At 72.0% G+C, this 21,778-nt stretch carries 18 protein-coding genes; 13 read left to right on the top strand and 5 right to left on the bottom strand.

Going from position 1 to position 21,778, the window contains the following annotated elements; all coding sequences use genetic code 11:
- The first annotated feature begins 43 nt into the window (after positions 1 to 43).
- From fbaA to ACWDAG_RS31600, 3 genes are all read left to right on the top strand, one after another.
- Positions 44 to 1,066, top strand: coding sequence for a class II fructose-bisphosphate aldolase (fbaA, locus tag ACWDAG_RS31590; protein ID WP_450698950.1), 1,023 nt, complete (start codon positions 44 to 46; stop codon positions 1,064 to 1,066).
- Between the two features lie 82 nt (positions 1,067 to 1,148).
- A complete protein-coding gene (locus tag ACWDAG_RS31595) occupies positions 1,149 to 2,615 on the top strand; it encodes an MFS transporter (protein WP_450698951.1) in 1,467 nt (488 codons plus the stop codon).
- Between the two features lie 91 nt (positions 2,616 to 2,706).
- Complete coding sequence (locus tag ACWDAG_RS31600; protein WP_030942162.1) at positions 2,707 to 3,120, top strand: DUF3151 domain-containing protein; 414 nt, start codon at positions 2,707 to 2,709, stop codon at positions 3,118 to 3,120.
- Between the two features lie 54 nt (positions 3,121 to 3,174).
- Here the strand turns inward: ACWDAG_RS31600 and ACWDAG_RS31605 are convergent, their stop codons facing one another.
- On the bottom strand, positions 3,175 to 3,657 hold the full coding sequence (locus ACWDAG_RS31605) for an SAM-dependent methyltransferase (RefSeq protein ID WP_450698952.1): 483 nt from the start codon (positions 3,655 to 3,657) through the stop codon (positions 3,175 to 3,177).
- Positions 3,658 to 3,907: 250 nt separating this feature from the next.
- On the opposite strand from ACWDAG_RS31605, the gene ACWDAG_RS31610 reads away from it, so the two are divergent.
- From ACWDAG_RS31610 to ACWDAG_RS31655, 10 genes are all read left to right on the top strand, one after another.
- On the top strand, positions 3,908 to 4,753 hold the full coding sequence (locus ACWDAG_RS31610; RefSeq protein WP_450698953.1) for a tryptophan 2,3-dioxygenase family protein: 846 nt from the start codon (positions 3,908 to 3,910) through the stop codon (positions 4,751 to 4,753).
- Positions 4,746 to 5,948 (top strand): kynureninase, encoded by a 1,203-nt coding sequence (gene kynU / locus ACWDAG_RS31615; RefSeq protein ID WP_450698954.1) that lies wholly within the window; start codon positions 4,746 to 4,748, stop codon positions 5,946 to 5,948. The genes ACWDAG_RS31610 and kynU overlap by 8 nt, the downstream gene beginning before the upstream one ends.
- Before the next feature lie 209 nt (positions 5,949 to 6,157).
- Positions 6,158 to 7,042 (top strand): alpha/beta hydrolase, encoded by an 885-nt coding sequence (locus tag ACWDAG_RS31620; protein ID WP_450698955.1) that lies wholly within the window; start codon positions 6,158 to 6,160, stop codon positions 7,040 to 7,042.
- Between the two features lie 312 nt (positions 7,043 to 7,354).
- Positions 7,355 to 8,374, top strand: a complete 1,020-nt coding sequence (locus ACWDAG_RS31625) for an alpha/beta hydrolase (RefSeq protein ID WP_450698956.1) — start codon at positions 7,355 to 7,357, stop codon at positions 8,372 to 8,374.
- 139 nt (positions 8,375 to 8,513) lie between these two features.
- The gene (locus ACWDAG_RS31630) at positions 8,514 to 9,695 is read left to right on the top strand and encodes an acyltransferase family protein (protein ID WP_450699036.1); all 1,182 of its coding nucleotides are present in this window, start codon (positions 8,514 to 8,516) and stop codon (positions 9,693 to 9,695) included.
- Between the two features lie 183 nt (positions 9,696 to 9,878).
- A complete protein-coding gene (locus ACWDAG_RS31635) occupies positions 9,879 to 11,261 on the top strand; it encodes a sensor histidine kinase (protein WP_450698957.1) in 1,383 nt (460 codons plus the stop codon).
- Positions 11,258 to 11,941 carry a response regulator gene (locus tag ACWDAG_RS31640; RefSeq protein ID WP_450698958.1) on the top strand — a complete coding sequence of 228 codons (684 nt, stop codon included), beginning with the start codon at positions 11,258 to 11,260 and terminating at the stop codon, positions 11,939 to 11,941. Before ACWDAG_RS31635 ends, ACWDAG_RS31640 begins: the two co-directional genes overlap by 4 nt.
- A gap of 103 nt (positions 11,942 to 12,044) precedes the next feature.
- Positions 12,045 to 13,436, top strand: a complete 1,392-nt coding sequence (locus ACWDAG_RS31645) for a sensor histidine kinase (protein WP_450698959.1) — start codon at positions 12,045 to 12,047, stop codon at positions 13,434 to 13,436.
- Positions 13,433 to 14,098, top strand: a complete 666-nt coding sequence (locus ACWDAG_RS31650; RefSeq protein ID WP_450698960.1) for a response regulator — start codon at positions 13,433 to 13,435, stop codon at positions 14,096 to 14,098. Before ACWDAG_RS31645 ends, ACWDAG_RS31650 begins: the two co-directional genes overlap by 4 nt.
- A 365-nt stretch (positions 14,099 to 14,463) precedes the next feature.
- Positions 14,464 to 17,508: a BTAD domain-containing putative transcriptional regulator gene (locus tag ACWDAG_RS31655; RefSeq protein ID WP_450698961.1), complete on the top strand. Its 3,045-nt coding sequence runs from the start codon at positions 14,464 to 14,466 to the stop codon at positions 17,506 to 17,508.
- Positions 17,509 to 17,529: 21 nt separating this feature from the next.
- On the opposite strand, the gene ACWDAG_RS31660 is transcribed toward ACWDAG_RS31655, so the two are convergent.
- The 4 genes from ACWDAG_RS31660 to ACWDAG_RS31675 form a co-directional block, all read right to left on the bottom strand.
- Positions 17,530 to 17,676 carry a hypothetical protein gene (locus tag ACWDAG_RS31660; RefSeq protein WP_450698962.1) on the bottom strand — a complete coding sequence of 49 codons (147 nt, stop codon included), beginning with the start codon at positions 17,674 to 17,676 and terminating at the stop codon, positions 17,530 to 17,532.
- Between the two features lie 110 nt (positions 17,677 to 17,786).
- A complete protein-coding gene (locus ACWDAG_RS31665) occupies positions 17,787 to 19,091 on the bottom strand; it encodes a cytochrome P450 (RefSeq protein ID WP_450698963.1) in 1,305 nt (434 codons plus the stop codon).
- Positions 19,092 to 19,104: 13 nt separating this feature from the next.
- Positions 19,105 to 19,875 (bottom strand): thioesterase II family protein, encoded by a 771-nt coding sequence (locus tag ACWDAG_RS31670; RefSeq protein WP_450698964.1) that lies wholly within the window; start codon positions 19,873 to 19,875, stop codon positions 19,105 to 19,107.
- Between the two features lie 14 nt (positions 19,876 to 19,889).
- Positions 19,890 to 21,665, bottom strand: coding sequence for a non-ribosomal peptide synthetase (locus ACWDAG_RS31675; protein WP_450698965.1), 1,776 nt, complete (start codon positions 21,663 to 21,665; stop codon positions 19,890 to 19,892).
- Positions 21,666 to 21,778 lie beyond the last annotated feature (113 nt).

A 21,778-nucleotide genomic window follows, 5' to 3' on the forward strand; every position in this document is an offset into this window, starting at 1 on the left:
TAGTACGCAGCACGCCAACCCGCACATACCAAGGAGCGGACAGATGCCCATCGCAACTCCCGAGGTCTACAACGAGATGCTGGACCGGGCGAAGGCAGGCAAGTTCGCCTACCCGGCGATCAACGTGACCTCGACCCAGACCCTGCACGCGGCCCTGCGCGGTTTCGCGGAGGCGGAGAGCGACGGCATCATCCAGATCTCGACGGGTGGCGCCGAGTTCCTGGGCGGTCAGTACAGCAAGGAGATGGTGACCGGCGCGGTCGCCCTCGCCGAGTTCGCGCACATCGTGGCCGAGAAGTACCCGGTCACGGTCGCCCTGCACACGGACCACTGCCCCAAGGACAAGCTCGACGGTTACGTACGTCCGCTGCTCGCGGTCTCCGAGGAGCGCGTGAAGGCGGGCGGCAACCCGCTCTTCCAGTCGCACATGTGGGACGGCTCCGCGGAGACCCTCGCCGACAACCTGTCCATCGCCCAGGAGCTCCTGGAGCGCGCCCGCGCCGCGAAGATCATCCTTGAGGTCGAGATCACCCCGACCGGCGGCGAGGAGGACGGCGTCTCGCACGAGATCAACGACTCCCTGTACACCACGGTCGACGACGCCATCCGTACGGCCGAGGCGCTCGGCCTGGGCGAGAAGGGCCGCTACCTGCTGGCCGCGTCCTTCGGCAACGTGCACGGCGTGTACAAGCCGGGCAACGTCGTGCTCCGCCCCGACCTGCTGAAGGAGCTGAACGACGGCGTGGCCGCCAAGTTCGGCAAGCAGTCCCCGTTCGACTTCGTCTTCCACGGCGGCTCCGGCTCCACGGAGGAGGAGATCCGCACCGCGCTGGAGAACGGCGTGGTCAAGATGAACATCGACACGGACACGCAGTACGCCTTCACGCGTCCCGTCGCCGACCACATGTTCCGCAACTACGACGGCGTCCTGAAGGTCGACGGCGAGGTCGGCTCCAAGAAGACCTACGACCCGCGCACCTGGGGCAAGCTGGCCGAGGCGAGCATGGCCGCCCGTGTCGTCGAGGCCACGCAGAACCTGCGCTCGGCCGGCACGAAGATCAAGTAACCCCTCGGGCCCGTGCGGCCCCAGGGAACCCACGAGCCCGGCGTCTGTGCCTCGACGCCGGGCTCGGCGTATACCTGGGGGCATGCCCGATGTCCGGATCGCCTCCCCGCAGGGCAAGTGGATCCTGCTGACCACCGTGCTGGGCTCCAGCATGGCCATGCTGGACTCGACCGTCGTCAATGTCGCCCTGCCGCGCATCGGCCGCGACCTGGACGCCAACCTCGCCGCCCTCCAGTGGACGGTCAACGCGTACATGCTGACGCTGGCCGGGCTGATCCTCCTCGGCGGCTCCCTCGGCGACCGCTACGGCCGCCGCAAGATCTTCGTGATCGGGGTGGTGTGGTTCGCGTCGGCCTCCCTGCTGTGCGGTCTCGCGCCGAGTGCGGGCGTGCTCGTCGCCGCGCGCGCCCTGCAGGGGGTCGGCGGTGCGCTTCTCACTCCCGGGTCCCTCGCCCTGATCCAGGCGTCCTTCCACCCCGACGACCGGGGGCGGGCGGTGGGCCTGTGGTCCGGCTTCGGCGGGATCGGGGCGGCGGTCGGCCCGTTCCTGGGCGGCTGGCTGGTGGACGGCCCCGGCTGGCGCTGGGTCTTCCTCCTCAACGTCCCGCTGGCGCTGCTGTGCGCCCCCGTCGCCGTACGCCACGTCCCCGAGTCCGCCGACGGCGGCACACACGGCCGCTTCGACGTGCTCGGTGCGGCCCTCGGCGCACTGTCGCTCGCACTGGTGACGTATGCGCTGATCGAGGCCCGGCAGGGCTCGCTGGTGGTCGCCGTCACCGCGGTGGCCGGGCTGGCGGCCGGCGTGGCCTTCGTCCAGGTGGAGAAGCGGCGCCCGGACCCGATGATGCCGCTGGACATCTTCACGTCCCGCCAGTTCACGGCGGTCAACCTGGTCACGCTCTGCGTCTACGCGGCCTTCAGCGGCTTCTTCTTCCTCACCGCCGTCCAGCTGCAGGTCGCCGTGGGCTGGTCGCCGCTGGCCGCCGGTACGGCCCTGCTGCCGACGACCGTCCTGATGCTGCTGTTCTCCGCACGCTCGGGCGCCCTCGCCGACCGCATCGGGCCGCGCATCCCGCTCACCGTCGGCCCGCTGCTGTGCGCGGCGGGCATGCTGCTGATGTTGCGGGTCGGCCCGGGGGCCTCGTACGTACTGGACGTCCTGCCCGCCGTCCTCGTCCTCGGCAGCGGTATGGTCACGCTGGTGGCACCGCTGACCGCCACCGTCCTCGCCTCCGTGGACACCGCGCGGGCGGGCCTGGCCAGCGGCATCAACAACGCGGCAGCCCGTGCGGCCGGCCTGATCGCGGTGGCCGCACTGCCGCTGCTCGCCGGGATGGGCCCGGACGCCTATCTCTCCCCGGGCGCCTTCGACGACGCGTTCCACCGGGCGATGCTGCTGTGCGCGGGCGCCCTGGTCGTCGGCTCGGGCATCGCCTTCGCGACCGTACGTCCGCTCCCGCCCGGCTGCCGGCACCCGGAGTGCCTCACGCACGGCTCGGTGACGGCGCCGCCGCTGGAAGGGGACCGGGCAAGGAAACGGATCGCATGACAGCCCGTCCGGCGTTTGAGGACGAGGCCCCTCAAGGGCCGAAGCGGGGGCCTGGGGGCGGCAGCCCCCAGCAGGGGCGACACTGGTTCACATGTCGATTCACGAAAACCTCCTCGGGGGCCCGCCCCCGACCCACCTCCCCGACGACCCGGCGCCGCGCGAGCTCCTGGCGAACGGCACCGCGCCCGCGGACGTCGCCGCCAAGTACCCCACGTCCTCGCTGGCCTGGGCCCAGCTGGCCGACGACGCGTTCGAGCGGGGCAGCGTCGTGGAGTCGTACGCCTATGCCCGTACGGGCTACCACCGCGGCCTGGACGCCCTGCGCCGCAGCGGCTGGAAGGGCCACGGCCCGGTGCCCTGGGAGCACGAGCCGAACCGCGGCTTCCTGCGCGCCCTGCACGCCCTCGCCCGCGCCGCCGGATCCATCGGTGAGCAGGAGGAGTACGAGCGCTGCACCCAGTTCCTGAAGGACTCCTCGCCGACGGCGGCCCAGACCCTGGGCTAGGGCCCGTCCTGCGTGCGGGCCCGTCTGTCCCGGCAGACGGGCCCTACTGTCTGCTCAGTAGTACTGGCGCATGATGTCGGTGGCCCAGTCGGGCTGGGTGGTGGTGCCCTGGGGGCCGAACTCGCTCATGTAGGGCTTGATGTCGAGGACAGGGGTGCCGTCGACGGCGTCGAGGCCCTGGACATGCAGGTCGAGTCCGTCGGTGCGCACCAGGCGGCAGCGGGAGACGCCGATGCGGTTGGGGCGGTTCTTGCCGCGCTGGGCGAAGATGCCGACCAGGGGCCAGTCGGTGTTGCCGCGGGGGTGGCGGGCGCCGGTCTCGATCTTCGCCACGGGCACGCGGTCGAAGTGGTAGACGATCTCCAAGTGGGAGAAGGCGTCCAGGCCCGCCAGCGCGTCCGTGTCGAACTGCGCGCCGTCCAGGCGTATGACGGACTCGACCTTCCCCCAGTCGTCGTCACGGACCTCCTCGCGTCCGCCGACCACCCGGCCCACCGGGACGGAGACCACCTCGGGCGAGGTGCTCTTCTCAGACATCTGCCGTGCCTTTCGTCAAAGGATTCTGTGTCACGCGGCGCCCGAGCGTACTGCGGGGGCAGCAGTGGCTGCGTGCCATTGCTCCCGGCGGTTCGGCAGATGACGTCGGTCGCGTCGGCGGCATGGGTGTGACCAGGCGGGCCTTGCGTTCCGGGCGGACCATCGAAGAAGATGCCCGGCGGGGACCGGGGCCCCCGTGTCGGTAACGGCAGGGGCGGACCGCTACCCGGAGCAACAACAGGAGACAGCGATGTCCCACCAGGCTCAGCCCCACGAGGCTTCGGAGCCCGAGACCCCGCATCTCGACTTCGCAGGCACGACGCCGTACGAGGACTACGTCAAGGCGGACGTGCTCACCCACCTCCAGCACACCCTCTCCGACGACCCCGGAGAGATGGTCTTCCTGGTCACGACCCAGGTGATGGAGCTGTGGTTCACGGTGATCGTCCACGAGTGGGAGACCGCGGCGCACGCCCTGCGCTCCGACGACGTGCCGACCGCGGTCGCCGCGCTGAAGCGTTCCGTACGGGAACTGGAGGCGCTGAACGCCTCCTGGAAGCCGCTCGGCCAGCTGACCCCGGCGCAGTTCAACTCGTACCGGAGCGCGCTGGGCGAGGGCTCTGGCTTCCAGTCGGCGATGTACCGCCGGATGGAGTTCCTGCTCGGCGAGAAGTCCGCGTCCATGCTGGTCCCGCACCGCGGCGCGCCCCGCGTCCACGCCGAACTGGAGAAGGCCCTCGCCGAGCCGAGCCTCTACGACGAGGTGCTGCGCCTGATGGCGCGGCGCGGCTGCGCGATCCCCGGATCGGTGCTGCACCGCGACGTCACGCGCCGGTACGAGCCGTCGGAGGCCGTCGAGGCCGCCTGGACCGCGATCTACGCGGGCGACGAGAACGCCGAACTCGCCCGCCTCGGCGAGGCACTGACCGACGTCGCCGAGCTGGTGTGGCGATGGCGCAACGACCACCTGGTCGCCACCCGCCGCGCCATGGGCGCCAAGGCCGGTACGGGAGGCTCGGCGGGCGTCGCCTGGCTGGAGAAGCGCGCGCAGAAGAACGTGTTCCCCGAGCTGTGGACGGCGAGGTCCCATGTCTGAGCATGAACTGACCGCACACGCAGCCGAGTTGGACGCCTCCGACGAACTGGCCGGGCTGCGCAAGCAGTTCGTGCTCGACGAGGTCGTTTACCTGGACGGAAACTCCCTCGGCGCCCTGCCGGCGGCGGTCCCGGGGCGGGTGGACGACGTCGTACGGCGTCAGTGGGGCGAGCTGCGCATCCGGTCCTGGGACGAGAGCGGCTGGTGGACGGCGCCCGAGCGGATCGGCGACCGGATCGCCCCGCTGGTCGGGGCGGCGGCCGGGCAGATCGTGGTCGGCGACTCGACAAGTGTCAATGTTTTCAAGGCACTTGTGGGCGCGGTACGGCTGGCGGGGGAAGGGCGGGACGAGATCGTCGTCGACGCGACCACCTTCCCGACCGACGGGTACATCGCCGAGTCGGCGGCCCGGATGACGGGGTGCACGCTGCGGCCGGTCGTCCCGTCCCAGGTCCCGCAGGTCCTGAGCGATCGTACGGCGGCCGTCCTGCTCAACCACGTCGACTACCGCACGGGCCGCCTGCACGACCTGCCCTCGCTGACCGCCGCCGTGCATGCGGCGGGTGCGGTGGCCGTCTGGGACCTGTGCCACAGCGCGGGCGCGCTGCCGGTCGGGCTGGACGAGCACGGCGTCGACCTGGCGGTCGGCTGCACCTACAAGTATCTGAACGGCGGCCCGGGTTCCCCGGCGTACCTGTACGTCCGCCAGGACCTCCAGGACCGCTTCGACTCCCCCCTCCCCGGCTGGAACTCCCACGCGGAGCCCTTCGGGATGCGGCCCGAGTACGAGCCGGCGCCCGGTGCCCTGCGCGGCCGGGTCGGCACGCCGGACATCCTCTCCATGCTCGCCCTGGAGGCGGCACTGGAGGTCTGGGACGGGGTCTCGATCGAGGCGGTGCGGACCAAGTCCCTGGCGCTGACGGACTTCTTCCTGGAGTGCGTGTCTGCGTACGTCCCCCAGCGGCGGGTGGAGTCGCTGACCCCCCTCGCCCACGGGGAGCGCGGCAGCCAGGTGGCGCTGCGCTGCGACGACGCAGGGGACGTGATGAAACGGCTGATCGAGCGGGGGGTGGTCGGGGACTTCCGGCACCCGGACGTCCTGCGGTTCGGGTTCACGCCGCTGTACGTCGGCTTCGGGGACGTGGAGCGGGCGGCCCGGGTGCTGGCGGAGACGCTCGACGGTCTCGCCGGATAGCTTCCGGAAGGCCTGCGGTGTGCGGCCGGGCGGTCCGCGGTGGCTTCGGTGGCCGCGGAACTGCCCGGCCGGCGGGCTACAGAACCGTTTCCCCTCACCGAGCGTGACATCCCCGTGTCGGCCCACGTCACCGGCCTGATACCGTCCCCGCCAACGGCCGATTTCCCACCTGGTCCGTCAAACCTGTTACGTCGCTGAGAGGTTGGAGCATGCCGGACGACGCCGCCGCAGCTGCCCGGGCCGCCGCCGAAGAGGAGTCGGCGTTCTCGCACCCGGCGGTCGATCCCGACTCCACCGCCGCGTACGGTGACCATCCCGACCAGCTGATCGACTTCTATGCCCCGCGCACCGAGGTGGCGCCCGGCGGCCTGGCCCCGCTGGTCGTAGTCCTCCACGGCGGCGCATGGCGGGCGCCGTACGACCGCCGGCACATCTCGCCGTTCGCGGACTTCCTGGCCCGGCGGGGTTTCGCGGTGGCCAGTGTCGAGTACCGGCGGGGGAGCGCCATCCCGGCCCAGGGCGGCAACCCTGTCGCGGGCCGGTGGCCGGAGACCTTCGACGACGCCGCGGCCGCACTGGACGCGCTGCCCGCCCTCGTCCGCGAGGCCCTTCCGGGGGCCGACCCGCGCCGCATGGTGATCACCGGGCACTCGGCCGGCGGGCACCTCGCCCTGTGGGTCGCGGCCCGCCATCTGCTCCCCGCCGACGCCCCCTGGCGCATCGACCGCCCCGCACCGCTGCGCGGGGTCGTCGCCCTGGCCCCGATCGCCGACTTCGAGGTCGCCGACAAACTGGACGTGTGCGGCGGTGCTTCGCGTCAACTGCTGGGCGGTGAGGAGAAGTTCGCCGAACGCCGTCCGTACGCCGACCCGTCGCTCCTGCTCCCGACGGGCATCGCGACCACCCTGGTCCAGGGCCGCACGGACCTCACCGTCCCGCAGGCGGTCGCCGAGTCGTACGCCGACGCGGCAGCGAAGGCCGGCGAGGTCGTGGGCCTCACGCTCCTGGAGGACGTCGGCCACTTCCCCCTGATCGACCCGGCGGCGGACGCCTGCGCGGTGGTGGCGGAGGAAATCGCTCAACTGGCCTGGTGACCCGCCCCCTTCATACCCGTAGTACCTGAGAGCTACGACTCAGGACAGCTCCCTGGCGTGACGCGGACGACGGATCACAGTCCGTAACTTCCCTTCCAGACAAGCCCGATGGCCGGGCGAACTGGAGGGGGGACGACCATGGGGCGCGACACGGGGGTTCGGGAGGCAGCGGCGTCGGGCCGTTCAACTCGCCGTTCCCGGCACAGCCTGCGGGCGTTCGCGCGGGCTGAGGCGATGGCATCGGGCCGCGCGACTCGCCGTACCCGCCGTAGCCTGCGGGCATTCGTGCCGCCTGGGGCGGCTCCCGACCCAATGAAAGGCGGCACCCGGCAAGCGCCGGCGAGCGAACCCCCGCCACCCCGGCCCAAACGCCGCCGCACCCACAGGTGGCGCCGAGCCACCCTCGCGGCCCTCATCACCGCCGCCGTGGTCGCCCCACTCTCGGGCGCAGCAAGACCGGAGATCCCCGCCCCACCCCCGGCAGCCCTCGCCCCCCTCACGGCAACCACCCTCGACGCGGCCTACAAGGCCAACCGCACCAACGCCACCCAGGCGTCCCGCATGGCCGCAGCTCACGGCGACCACGAACGCGCCACGGCGGACCGCGCCATGGCCGCCTCCACCCGACACCTCCTCGCCTACGACGGCCGGGGCGAGGGCCAGGCCACGGAGGTCTTCGGCGACCTCGCCCACGCCACCCGCATCGCCGTCCTGATCCCGGGCTCGGACACCTCCCTCGACACCTACGACCGCTTCCGCGCGACGGCAGTCGCCCTGCACGACCGCCTGGTCCGGCAGGCCCCGCAAGGCACCCGCATCGCCGTCGTCGCCTGGCTCGGCTACCAGACCCCCGGCACGGTCAGCACCACGGTCCTCACCACGGACCGCGCCGACCAAGCAGCCCCGCACCTGCGAGAGTTCATCGCCGAACTGCGCCGAATAGCAGGCCGCAACGCCGACATCTCCCTCCTCTGCCACTCCTACGGCACGGTCGTCTGCGCCCGCGCCGCCGCCGGCCTGGACGTGCAGGACATCGCCTTCGTCGGCAGCCCCGGCAGCGGCGCGGACACGGCGGCGGCCCTGCACACAAGGGCCCGCGTCTGGGCGGCCCGCGGCGCCGACGACTGGATCGAGGAGGTCCCCCATGTGAGGGCGGACCTGTTCGGCTGGACCGTCGGCTTCGGCACGGACCCCGTGTCCCCGGCCTTCGGCGCCCGCGTCTTCGCGGCGGGCCCCGGCGGCCACAGCGACTACTTCAGGCCGGGCTCGGTCTCCCTGGCCAACCTCACCCGCATCGTGCTCGGCGACACCAAGGAGGTGACCCGTGCGTGAGTCGAGCGTGCGCCACGTGTGGGACGGCATACGACACGGCGCCGTGGAACAGGGCGCCGTACGAGAGAACCCCGTACGAGAGAACCCCGTACGAGAGAACGCCTTACGAGAGCGACACGGCACCGCACGACAGAGTGCCCTGCACAAGGCCGCCGACCGCATCGACGCCGCCACTCCCGCCGACCGCGACCGCGCCGTGGACGCCCTGCGAGCCTTCGCCATCCTCGGTGTGGTCCTCGGCCACTGGCTGGTCACGGCCCTGGTGGCGGACGGCGGCTCCCTGCACGCCTCAAGCCCCCTCCAGCACATGCCGTGGCTGGCCCCGATCTCTTGGGCCTTCCAGACCCTGGCCGTGTTCTTCCTGGTGGGCGGCCATGTGGCGACCCGTAGCTACACGGCGTCCCGCGCCAAGGGCACGCCGTACCGGCAGTGGCTGACCGCCCGCCTCTCGCGGCTGTTCAAGCCGGTGGCTGCCGTACTGGTCCTCTGGACGATCGCCGCGACGGCCCTGTTCCTCTCGGGCGCGGAACCCGACACGATCCACACCCTGGTCAAACTCGCCCTCTCACCCCTCTGGTTCCTGCTGGTCTTCGCGGCGCTGACCGCGGCGACCCCGCTCCTCACCCGGCTCAACCCCCTGTGGCCGCTGGCCGTCGTCCTCCATGTGGACCTTCTCCGTTTCGGCCTCGGCGCCCCGCAGGGCCTCGGCTGGGTGAACCTGGCGGCGGGCTGGCTGGTGCCGTACACCCTGGGCGCGGCCTGGACCCGTGGCGAACTGGACCGCGCCCGTGCGGGCTGGATCCTGCTCACCTCAGGTGCGGCGGCGACGGCTCTGCTGGTCGCGTTCGCGGGCTACCCGGCCTCGATGGTCGGTGTCCCGGGGCAGACGATCTCGAACCTCAACCCGCCGACCCTGGCCGCGGTCACCTTCGGCCTGGCCCAGTGCGGCCTGGCCCTGCTCCTGCGCGACCGGCTGCGCCGCACCATGCGCCGGCCCCTGGCCTGGGCGGCGGTGGCCTTCGTGAACCTCTCCGCGATGACGATCTTCCTCTGGCACCAGACGGCCATGATGGCGACCACCGCCACCGCCCTCCCGGCAGGCCACCTGCCCGGACTGCACTCCACCCCCGACGGCCTCGGCTGGGTGGCGTTCCGCCTGGCCTGGCTCCCCGTGTTCGCTCTCGCGCTCACGGTCTGCTGGACAGCGTTCCACTCCTACGAGCACCGGAGCCCGCGCGGCAGAAGCAGCGGTCCCTCCCGGGTGATCCGCCGCCACGGCGGCCCGGACGGGGCGGGAGCGAGGGTCGCCCATCGTGCCTGAGCGCTCCGCCGGTTCTGCCGGGTTTCGGGTCCGCCGCGGGGCCGCGACATGTCGTCGATCGTCTGCGGCGCCATTGCTGCCGGTCGCTCCCCGCGGCGGAGCCGCACGGCGACACAGCCCCTCGCCCCTTCTGGTCGCTGCCGGACCGCGGTCGACCTCACCTGGTCCGCTTAGGGTTGCCGCGTGACGGAAACGGGGATCCAGCGGCGGTTCGGCGGCCGCGTCCTGCGCTGGTTGCGCGTGCTCCGCGACGACCTGTGGACGGCCCGAGCGGACCCGTTGCCCGCCTTCGGGCGGCTGCGGCGGGTCCCCCACGGCGTGCTGTGTGTCGCCGCGTTCGGGATCACGTTCGGCGGTGTCGCGCAGCTGACGGACAACGGACGTCTCGGCTTCGGCTATGGCTTCCTGATCGGACTCGCACAGGGCGGCGCCGTGGCGCTGGCGCTGCGGCGGCCGATCCCGGCCTGGTGGCTGTCGACGACGGGCTCCGTAGTAGGCGCCGTTGCGGTGCACTTCAGCCTGACCGGCGGCGCGGCGCACGACTTCACCTGGCCCTGGACCGCGGCCGGGATCCTCTCCCAGCTGCTGGTGCTGCTGCTGCTCGCCCTGCGCGTGCGTACCCGCGTGTCCGTGGAGGCGCTGGCCCTGACGGTGCTCGTCACCCTCGTCCTGCAGATCCTGTGGGAGTCGCCGCACCCGCAGTCCGCCGGCCCGCAGCAGTCGACGGGCCCGCTCGCGATCGCCCTGTCCGCCGTCGCCGTCCTGCTCGGTGTTGTGCTGCGCAGCCGCCGCGAGGCACGCGCGGAGGTCGGACGGCTGACCACGCTCACCGCGGAGGAACGGGCCCGGCGCACCCTCCTGGAGGAGCGCAACCGCATCGCGCGCGAACTGCACGACGTGGTCGCCCACCACATGTCCGTCATCTCCATCCAGGCCCAGGTCGCCCCGCATCTCGTCGAGAACCCGCCCGACGAGCTCAGGGAGAACCTCGAAGGCATACGGAACAACGCGCTGGAGGCGCTGACCGAACTGCGCCGGGTGCTGGGCGTGCTGCGCTCCGAGGACCCCGGCACGGACACACCGGCCGACGGCGGCAACGACCCGCACAGCCCGCAGCCCACCCTGGACCGGCTCGACGCGCTCGTCGAGAACACCCGGGCCGCCGGTCTGGCCGTGACCACGCGGACCACGGGAGAGCGGCGCCCCCTGCCGTCGGGCGTGGAGCTCTCGGCGTACCGGATCGTGCAGGAGGCGCTCAGCAACGTGCTGCGCCACGCACCCGGCGCGAGCGCGAGCGTCGAAGTCGCCTATGTCCCCTTCGGACTGCGCGTGGAAGTCGTCAACTCGCGTCCGCTGCACGAGCCTCCGGCGTCTCCGGGCGCGGGGCACGGTCTGCTAGGTATGCGGGAACGGGCGGCGATGCTCGGCGGCGACCTGTCCGCACGCCCCCGGCCGAACGGCGGTTACCAGGTCTCCGCCTTCCTGCCGGTCGACCCGCGCGCCGACGGCCCGGACCTGCCCGATGCCCCCGACCCCGCCACCGACCCGAAGGACGACACCGCATGACGAGCAGCAGCAACAGCCCCATCCGGGTAGTGATCGCCGATGACCAGCAGATGGTCCGGCAGGGCTTCACGGTGCTGCTCAACACCAAGCCGGACATCGAGGTGATCGGCCAGGCGGTCGACGGCCTGGACGCCGTCGCCAAGGTCGCCGAACTCGCCCCGGACGTCGTCCTCATGGACATCCGCATGCCGGAGCTCGGCGGCATCGAGGCCACCCGCCGCATCACCGAGGCGACACCGCACATCAGGGTGCTGGTGCTCACCACCTTCGACCTCGACGAGTACGTGTACGAGGCGCTGCGCGCAGGCGCGTCCGGGTTCCTCCTCAAGGACGCGTCGGTGGACCAGCTGGCCGAGGCGGTACGGGTGGTGGCGGCCGGCGACGCGCTGCTCGCGCCCGGTATCACCCGGCGGCTGATCACCCGGTTCTCCCGCCTGGACGACAAGCCCCGCGCCCCGCTGAAGGAACGCGTCGGCGACCTGACCGAGCGCGAGACGGAGGTCCTCGCACTGATCGCGCAGGGCCTGTCGAACGCGGAGATCGCCCAGCGCCTGGTCGTCGCCGAGCAGACCGTGAAGACCCACGTGGGCCGCATCCTGGTGAAGCTGGGCCTCAGGGACCGCACGCAGGCGGCGGTGTTCGCGTACGAGTCGGGGCTGGTACGGCCGTCCGGCTACTGACCCGTCGATCCCGCGGCCCGTACCCGTAGTACCTGAGGGGGAGGCCGAAGGACCCTTCTCACTGGTGACGACCGAGCCCCGGCCACGGCCTACGGTTTTCCACGTGACCGAGACTCCCCACACGCAGCCGACACCACCGGAGCCCACCAGGCAGATGGAGCCTCCGAACAGGGCGTACGCGCCGTACAAGCCGAACAGCCCGGAGTTCAGGGCGGCGGCGGACGCCCTGCGCGGAATGCGGCAGGACCTGTTCCACGACGCCTTCGCCTACCGTCCGCTGCCGCGCCTGAGCGCCGACGCCCCGCTCGTCCGCCGCTTCTCCGGCCGGCTGCGGGAGTACGTGACCTGGACGCCGCACGCCCTGATCACCGCGGCCGGCCTCTTCGCGGTGCTCATCGCGTCGCACAGCGACTACCGCAGCGCGGGTGTCAACCTGTTCCTCAGCCTGCTCGCCCTGGGCCCGATCCTGCTGACCATGGTGCGGCCGGTCGGCGCGTTCTGGCTGTCGATGGCGGCGACGCCGGTAGCCGCTGTGGTCGGCAGAAGCTGGGGCGACGCGTGGCCGTGGCTGCCCGGCAGCTTCGTCTGCCAGCTGTTCGTGCTCACCATCGTTGCCATGCGCACCAGGCCGCGCACGGCGGCTTGGATGTGGGTCCTGACAGGGGTGTACGGCGCCGCGGTGGAGATCTTCCCCGCCGGCCCCGAGGGCACCCTCGACTCGAACACCGCCCAGCTGCTGTCCCTCTCCGCCCTGATCCTCCTCGCGGTCTCCGTCTGGCACATCCGTCACGAGGCCCGCCAGGAGGTGACCGCCCAGCAGACGGTGACCGCGCACGAGCGCTCCCGGCGCACCCTGCTGGAGGAGCGCACGACCATCGCCCGCGAGCTGCACGACGTGGTCGCCCACCACATGTCGGTCGTCGCCATCCAGGCGGAGGCCGCTCCCTACCGGGTGGAGAACCCGCCCCCGGAACTGGAGAAGGCGTTCGCCACGATCCGCGAGAACGCGGTGGCGGCCCTCACCGAACTGCGCCGCGTGCTGGGTGTGGTCCGCGCCGAGGACTACGAGGCCCCGGACGCCCCGCAGCCCACCCTCGCCGACCTGGACGGACTCCTCGCCAATGTGCGGGAGACGGGCCTGCACGTGGACAGGACGACCACCGGAGCGATACGCGAACTCCCGCAGGGCGTCGAGCTGTCGGCGTACCGCATAGTGCAGGAGGCGCTGAGCAACACCCTGCGCCATGCACCGGGCGCGGCTGCCAAGGTGGAGGTGTCGTACGTCCTCGGGGGCCTCGGACTGCGCATAGTGAACGATCCGCCACCGAACCCCTCCCTGGTCAAGCCCTCGCCGGGTGCCGGCCACGGCATCACCGGCATGCGGGAGCGCGTCACCATGCTGAACGGCGAGATGACCGCGGCCCGGACGGACGAAGGAGGCTACGAGGTGACGGTGTTCCTGCCGGTCGCCGCCGCGAGCGAAGGAGAAGCATGACGATCCGCGTCCTGATCGCGGACGACCAGATGATGGTGCGCGAGGGCTTCTCGGTCCTGCTCAACGCGATGCCGGACATCGAGGTGGTCGGCGAGGCGGTGAACGGCCGCGAGGCGGTCGACCGTGTCCGCGAACTCACCCCCGACGTGGTCCTGATGGACATCCGCATGCCGGAACTGAACGGCATCGAGGCGACGCGGGAGATCGTCGCCGCCAACAGCACGGCGAAGGTCCTGGTCCTGACGACCTTCGACCTCGACGAGTACGTCTACCAGGCCCTGCGCGCGGGAGCCTCCGGCTTCCTCCTGAAGGACGCCTCGGCCCGCCAACTGGCCGACGGCGTAAGGGTGGTGGCCTCCGGTGAGGCCCTGCTGGCCCCCTCGGTGACGAAGCGCCTGATCACGGAGTTCTCGAAACTGTCGGAAGCCCCACGCCCGATGCACTCCGCGATGGCGGCCTACGGCGACCTCACCGAACGCGAGACGGAGGTCCTGGTCCTGATCGCCCAGGGCCTGTCGAACGCGGAGATCGCCGAGCAGCTGGTGGTCGCCGAGTCGACGATCAAGACCCACGTCAGCAGAATCCTGGTGAAGCTGGGGCTACGGGACCGGACACAGGCGGCGGTGTTCGCTTATGAGGCGCGGTTGGTCACGCCGGGTTAGGGACGGCAGCCGAGCATGAGTTCATTGCAGGGCAGGCGCGGCGGGCGTCTGCTGGAAGTGGTCGTCGGGGTGGCCTGAGTCATCCCGACGACCACTTCCAGCAGCGGATACTGCTGGCTCTGCCCGACATCTGCAGTTCATCGCGGCGGCGGCCGAGGTCTTGGTCCACCTCTGCCGGGAACCGGGGGGCCGGCCCGGTGATCTGTGGAGCTGGTTCCGGGGCCTTGAGGACGCGGGCATCCGGCCGTTGCAGGCATGTAGATCATTTCTGAATTTCTTAATGTTCCGCGAGCAGGCAAGCGCTTAAGATCACCACGCGTAGAGCCGAGGGGGGACGCGGAGTGGACGACGGTGTGCGTGGAGAGGTGGGATTCGCGATCCTGGGGCCGCTGGAAGTCAGAGCCGGAGGAGTCCGGCTGCGACTCGGCGGGCCCCTCCAGATGCGCGTGCTGACCACCCTGCTGCTCGACCCGTGCCGGATGGTGCCGGTGTCGCGGCTGGTGGAGGCCGCGTGGGACGACGAGCCGCCGGCCACCGCGGCGCACCAGGTGCGCAAGGCGATCGCCGATCTGCGCCAGCGCATCCCGGACGGGCCTTCGGTGATCGTCACCGACGGTCCGGGATACCGGGCGGACGTCGCCCGGGAGCAACTCGATCTGAGCCTGTTCTCCGACCGGCTGCTCGAGGCACGGAACGCGCTGGAGGCGGGCCACCCCGCCGAGGCCGCCGAACTGCTGCGCACCGCTCTCGTGCTGTGGCGCGGCCCGGTGATGCCCGGAGGCGGCGGGTCGGTGATCGCCGCGGCCTCCGTCGTACTGGAGGAGCGCCGGCTGGCCGCCGTGGAGCAGTTGATGGAGCTGCGGCTGACGCTCGGCGAAAGCCGAGAGCTGATCGGCGATCTGCGCGAGCTCGTCGCCGAACATCCATTAGGAGAAACGTTTCGCGGGCAGTTGATGCTCGCGCTGTACCGCTCCGGGCGGCAGGCGGAGGCACTGGCCGAATACGCCAAGGCCAGAGAACTGCTCGTCGAGGAACTGGGCATCGACCCGGGTCCCCAACTGACCCGGCTGCACGAGGCCATTCTCCGGGACAGCCCCGAACTGGCCCTGCCGGACGGGCCGTCGGCGGAGCCCGCGGCCGTACCGAAGGCACCTGTGGAGGGCGAGCCCGAGCCCTCGCCGGCGGCGGCACCGTGCACCCTGCCGCACGACCTCACGGACTTCGCCGGGCGCGAGCAGGAACTGAGCCGGCTGCTGGCGTACGCCGCACCTCCGCAGGACGGGGCGGTGCGGATCGTGGCCGTGGACGGCATGGGAGGCAGCGGCAAGACCGCGCTCGTCGTCCGGGCCGCGCACCAGCTGGCCGGCCGGTACCCGGACGGGCAGCTCTTCGTCGACCTGCGCGGATTCACCCCGGGCGAGCAGCCGACACGGCCCGGCACGGTGATCGGCACCCTGCTGCGCACCCTGGGCGTGCCGGGGGAGCGGATCCCCGACGACCTCGACGGCCGGATCGCCCTGTGGCGGGCCACCCTGGCCAACCGGCGGGTGCTCCTGGTGCTGGACAACGCGGCGGACGCGGCGCAGATCCGCCCGCTGCTGCCCACCCACCCCGGTTCCCTGGGGCTGCTCACCAGCCGTATCCGCATGGTCGGCATCGACGGGGCCGAGTGGATGTCCATCGGGACGATGTCGCCCTCGGACAGCCTCGCGCTGATCACCGGCGCGCTGGGCGAGGAACGGGTGGACGGCGAGCCGGAGGCGGCGGCGGAACTGGCGGCCCTGTGCGGGAACCTGCCGCTCGCCCTGCGGATCGCCACGGCCCGGCTGCGCAACCGGCCGCTGTGGACCCTGGGCCATCTCGTGGGCCGGCTCGGCGACGAGACCCGCCGGCTCGACGAGCTGAAGTCCGGTGACCGCAGCGTCGAGGCCACCCTCCGGATGTCGTACCACGGACTGGACGCCAGGCATCGCGAGGCGTTCCGGCTGCTCGGGCTGCACCCGGGCGCGGAGACCGACCCCCACGCGGCGGCCGCCCTGCTCGGCACCGGCGCGTCCGAGGCCGAGGAGGTGCTGGAGCATCTGCTGGACATGCACCTGGTCGAGCAGCACGAGATCGGCCGGTACACCTTCCACGATCTGGTGCGCAGCTTCGCACAGCGGGTGCGCGAGGAGGAGGCGGCGGACAGCGCACAGGAACGGGCCGCCTTCGGGAGGCTGCTCGACCACTTCCTGGCGGTGACGGACCAGGCGTGCGGGATCCTTTACCCGGGGCGTCTTCCGGTCGGTGCCGTCGCGGACGGGAGCACCGGCGACGCGGGCGGTACGGCGCCGGCCGGGCCGCCGTCGAGCGGTCAGGTCGCCGAGGCGGAGGCGTTCTTCGAACGGGAACACGGTGCGCTGTTGTCGGCCGTCGCGCGAGCCGAGCGGCTGGGCTTCCTCGACCAGACGGTGCGCCTGGCCCGGAACCTCGTCTTCCATCTCAACTCGCGCAGCTTTCTGGAGGAGTACCGGCAGGCGGCGACGATCGCGGTGGCCGCGGCACGCCGGCTCGGAGATCCCGTGCTGCTGGAGGTGAGCCTGTCGAATCTGGGTTCCGCCTGGTGGCGGCTGGGCCGGTTCCGGGACGGCATCCCGGTGGCGGAGGAGGCGCTGGGTCTCGCGAAGGACCACGGGGACCGCAACAGCGAGGCCGGTTCCCTCAGCCTGCTGGGCCTGCTGCACAGCTGCCTCGGCCATTTCCCCGAGGCGCAGGTCTATCTGGAGCGGGCGGTCGAACGGGGCCACGACAGGGTCGACGGCAGACAGGGCGCGTACGCCTGGTGCAACCTGAGCACCGTGTACACCTGGCTCGGCCGATACCCGGAAGCCGTGGTGGCCGCCGAGCACGCGGTGCGGCTCAGCCGGGAACTCGGCGCCCGCGCCGTGGAGATCACGGCGCTGACCGATCTGACGACGGGCCTGCTCGGCACCGGGGAGCACCAGGCCGCGCTCGCCGCGGTGGAACGGGCCCTGGAACTCGGCGACGAGTCGCGGATGCCGGAGGAGTACGCGCACGCGCTGGCCCTCGCCGCGGACGTGAGCCAGCGGCTCGGTGCCGCCGAGGAGTCGGTCGGGTACGCGGAACGGGCCCTGCACCTGATCCATTCCAAGGGGACCGCGACCCGGCAGGCGACCGTCCGCAACATTCTCGGGCGGGTGCACTGCCGCAGAGGCGAGTTCGAGCGGGCCCTGGAACTGCACCGCAGCGCGCGCTTCCACGCCGGAGCCATCGAGTACCTGGTCGAGGAGGCCCATGCCGTCGAGGGGATGGCCGAGGCCCTCGACGGCATGGGCGACGTACGGGAGGCGGCCGAGCACCGGCTCGTCGCGAACGAGCTCTATGCCTCAATGACGGGCGTACGCCGGTGAGCGGGCCCACCGGCAGCAAGCTCAGCCGGTGGTGTCCTTCGGGCCGGTGCCATTGGCGAGCACGGCGTGGCCGGCCGCGGGCGCGGAGGCCTCGTGCGTGAGGGCTCCGATCCCCGAGGCGATGGCTATAGCGAGGATTCCGGCGAGTACGGCCAGTTTGCAGCGCATTGTGTACACCTTTGTTTCCGAGAGTGGGGTGGGGGTGTGTGCGGGTGCGAGGGCGGGCGTGTGCCGGCCGGGATGTGTCGGCGCCCGCCTGCTTCGCGTACTCGGAATGCTCACCGCGACCGTTCCCGCCCCGTTCCCGGACCGGTACCGGCGGGCAGGGTGGGTGCCGGGACCAGTCGGACGGGAAGGGTCCGCAGGCCGTTGACGACGATGGACTCCAGCCGCTCGGCCGGGCCGTCCGGCACCACCCGGTCCACGCGGGCCAAGAACTCCCGCAGGACGGCGCGGATCTCCAGCCGCGCCAGCTGGGTGCCCACGCAGTAGTGCGGGCCCGCGCCGAGGGCCAGATGCCGGTTCGGGGACCTGCGGATGTCGAAGCGGTCGGGGTCGGGGAAGTGCGCCGGGTCGCGGTTGCCCGCGGCCAGCCAGCACACGACGAGATCGCCCCGGCGGATCCGCTCGCCGCCGAGTTCCACGTCCCGGGTCGCCCGCCGCACGATGTGCGTGGCGCTCGACGTCCAGCGCAGGATCTCGTCGACCGCGGAGTCCACTACTCCCGCGTCGTCGAAGTTCCGGCGCAGCAGCTCCCACTGATCCGGGTGGTCGAGGAGCGCCAGCATCCCGCCCGACATGGCGAGCCGGACGTTCTCCGTACCGCCCACCAGCAGGTTGTCGCAGTTGAGCACCACGTCGTCGAGCGGGAGCAATTCGCCCTCGTGGCGCACCCCGGCCAGCACGCTGACCAGGTCCTCGCCCGGATCGGCCCGGCGGCGCTCCGCGAGGCCGCCGAAGTAGTCCAGGATCTCCAGGTGGGCCAAGCTGCGGTCCTCGGGCGTGGCGGCGCAGAAGGCGTCCGTCGACCACTGGACGATCCGCGGCCGGTCCTCGTCCGGGATGCCGAGGAACGCGCAGACGACCTCCACCGGCAGCTGTGCGGCGACCTCGGTCACGAAGTCGAACCGGCCCTTCGCCACGGCCGTCTCGACGATCCGCCGCGCCGACGCGTCCAGTTCGGACCGCAGCAGCCGCAGGTTCCTGGGCGCGAACCAGCCGGCGACGGCCGAGCGCAGCACGTGGTGGCGCGGTGGGTCGGACAGCGCCAGGGTGCGGTTGCCGCCCGGGTCCTCGCCCTGGGACAGCGGGCGCAGCAGGATGCCGGAGGCGGAGCTGAACGCGCCCGCGTCCCTGAGCACTTCCTTGATGTCGTCGTGGCGGGTCAGCGACCAGAAGCCGGGGAAGTCACCGGGCTCGTGCCACAGCACGGGGGCGGCCCGGCGCATCCGCCGCCACAGGTCGAAGGGGTTGCCCTGCCGGTAGGTCCGCCCGTCGACGAGCCGACCGGCCTCGCGGAGCAGTCCGTCGAGGTCCGACGGGTTCCCCGGTTGTCCGGTCGAGCCGGTGTGTGTGTACGGCATGCCGCATTCCCCCTCAGGAAGTCCGTGTGGAACGGGAGCTGATACTCCCGGCGCGGGCCAGCTCGGCGGTGATCAGGGCGACGGGCGGATCGGAACGCAGGTAGAAGTGCCCGCCGTCCTTGACCACCTGGGCGAACTCGCCGTCCGCGTGGTCCCGCCACCGCCCGGCCCGCGACCGGATCTCCGGGATGTCACGGTCACCGACCACGCTGACCAGCCGAGCGCCGGTGCGCTTCCCGGTGTGCTCCCGGTATCCGGACACGAGCCTGAGATCGTCCTTGACGTACTCCAGGAGGAGCCCGAGCAGTTCCTCGTCCTGCCGGAGTTCCGCGCTCAGCGGTTCGTAGCGCTCGAGATACGCCAGTACGTCGGCGTCCTTCTCGTAGGGGACCGGTGGCCGCAGGGCGGGGGACGCCGCCGAGGAGAGCACCAGGGTGGGCGTCGGCACTCCGGCCTCGCGCAGCAGATGGTCCACCTCGAAGGCGACGTACGCGCCCATGCTGTGCCCGAACAGCAGGGAGTACCGTTCGTCGCCGGCCAGGATCTCCTCCGTCACCGCGCGGGCGAGGGACGACAGGCTCTCCGGCGCGGGCTCCGCGAACCGGTCCTCGCGGCCTGGGTACTGCACGGCGTGCACCCGGGCCGTGGGCAGCAGCGGCTGCCACGACCGGAAGAACGAGGCGCAGCCGCCCGCGTGCGGGAAGCAGAGCACGGAGCCGGAATCGGCACCGGCGTGGGCGGGGCCGCCGGGCAGGGGCCTGATGGGTCTGATGTACGCAGACATGGCAACCCCGCCGCTCACAGCCGCGACAACAGATCCACCTGCTGGGGGATCGTGCCGCAGCGATAGACGTTCTTGACCCCCACCGGGCGGCCGGCCAGCTCGCCCAGTGCCCGGGAGAGCCTGATCACGGTCAGCGAGTTGCCGCCGAGCGAGAAGAACGTGTCCTGCTCGGAAGGGGCCACCGGTACGCCGAGGACCTGCCCCCAGACGCGGGCGATGTGGTCGGCGAGGGCGCCGTCCTCCAGTGCCCGCTCCCGCTCCGCAGGCGGGGCCGTGGACGCCAGCAGCGCGGCCCGGTCGGTCTTGTCGTGGGCGGTGCGCGGCAGGGTGGTGGTGAAGACGATCCGGTCGGGGACCACGGCGGCGCCGAGTTCCGTCTGCAGGAAGCCGCGGATCGAGGCGGCGGCCGGTTCGGCGCCGGGTTCCGCGACCACGAAGGCGTGGCAGACGGCGCTCTCCGCGTCGTACACCACCGCGGCGGCCCGGACGTCGGGATGCGCCGTCAGTGCCTCCTCCAGCGTCTCCAGGTGCACGCGCACACCGCGGATCTTCACCTCGTTGTCCAGCCTGCCGACGAACTCGAGGCCGTCCTCGTCCGACCAGCGGCCGAGATCCCCGGTGAGGTAGGCGCGTACGGGAGGGCCTGCCGTGGTCCCGGCGGAAAGGTCAACGAACTTCGCCGCCGTCTGCTGTTCGTCGCCGACGTAGCCCAGGGCGACCCCCGGGCCGGAGACGGCGATCTGCCCCACCGCGCCGGCCGGTACCGGCCGCAGCCGGTCGTCGAGCAGCCGCAGCGAGGTGCCGGGGATCGGGAAGCCGATGCCGGTGGGTCCGGGTTTGTCGTAGATCCGGGCGGTGGACCAGACGGTGCACTCGGTGGGGCCGTACTCGTTGCTGAGGGCCACGCCGGGCAGCAGTGCGAAGTGCAGGTCGAGGACGCTCTGCGGCAGCGCCTCCCCGGCGCTGGTCACAAGCCGCAGCGAGGCCGCCCCGTCCGGGTGCCGCCCGTCCTCGCGCAGCGTGTGCAGCAGCTCCCGGTGGAAGCCGGGGACGGTCAGGGTGTGGGTGACCCGGTGCCGCGCGACCAGGCCGAGGACGGCCTGGGGCATACGGCGTTCCTCCTCGTCGGCGATGACGAGGGTGCCGCCCGCCGCGAGGGTGCCCCACAGCCCGGCGACCGAGGAGTCGAAGTGGAACGGGGACAGCAGCAGGAAGACCGGGGTGCCGAAACCCTCGTACAGCGCGAGCCGGGCGGCGTTGGAATGCGCCAGGTTCCGCAGCGAGACGGAGACGCCTTTGGGGCGGCCGCTGCTGCCGGAGGTGAACAGGACGTACGCCTCCGCGTCCGGCGACGGCGACACGGCCGGGGCCGGCGCGGGCTCCGCGGGCTCGGCCGGCCACTCGCGCGGGTCGACGACCACCGACAGCCCGGCGGTGCGCCGGATGTGCTCGGCGGAGCTCGGCGGGGCCGCCGGATCGAGGAAGACGAACGAGCGTCCGGACAGCCAGATGCCCAGGGCGTGTACCGCGGCTCCCACCGTCCGGTGCGAGACGACACCGATCCTGCGGGAGGCCGCGCGCTTCTCGTCCGCGGCGATCGCGCGCGCGACGGCGGCGGCCCCGGCCGCCAACTCGCCGTAACTGACCCGCTCTTCGCCGCATATCAGCGCTGTGCGGTCCGGATGTCGGCGGGCGTGTTCCAGCACCGCCTCCGAGACAAGAGGCACGGATTCGGGCAGGTCGGGACCTGATATCGCGTCGGTCAGCACGCCGGCTTCGGATGTCGTCATGCCGGAGATCGTCGGCAGGGCCCTTCCGGGAACCGTTCCGGCCCGGTCCCGAAACACTCCGGGACCGGAACGGGAACGGGCCGGTAAGCAGCCGGGACCCAGCTCCCCTAGAC

The sequence above is a fragment of the Streptomyces sp. NPDC001157 genome (assembly GCF_053598255.1).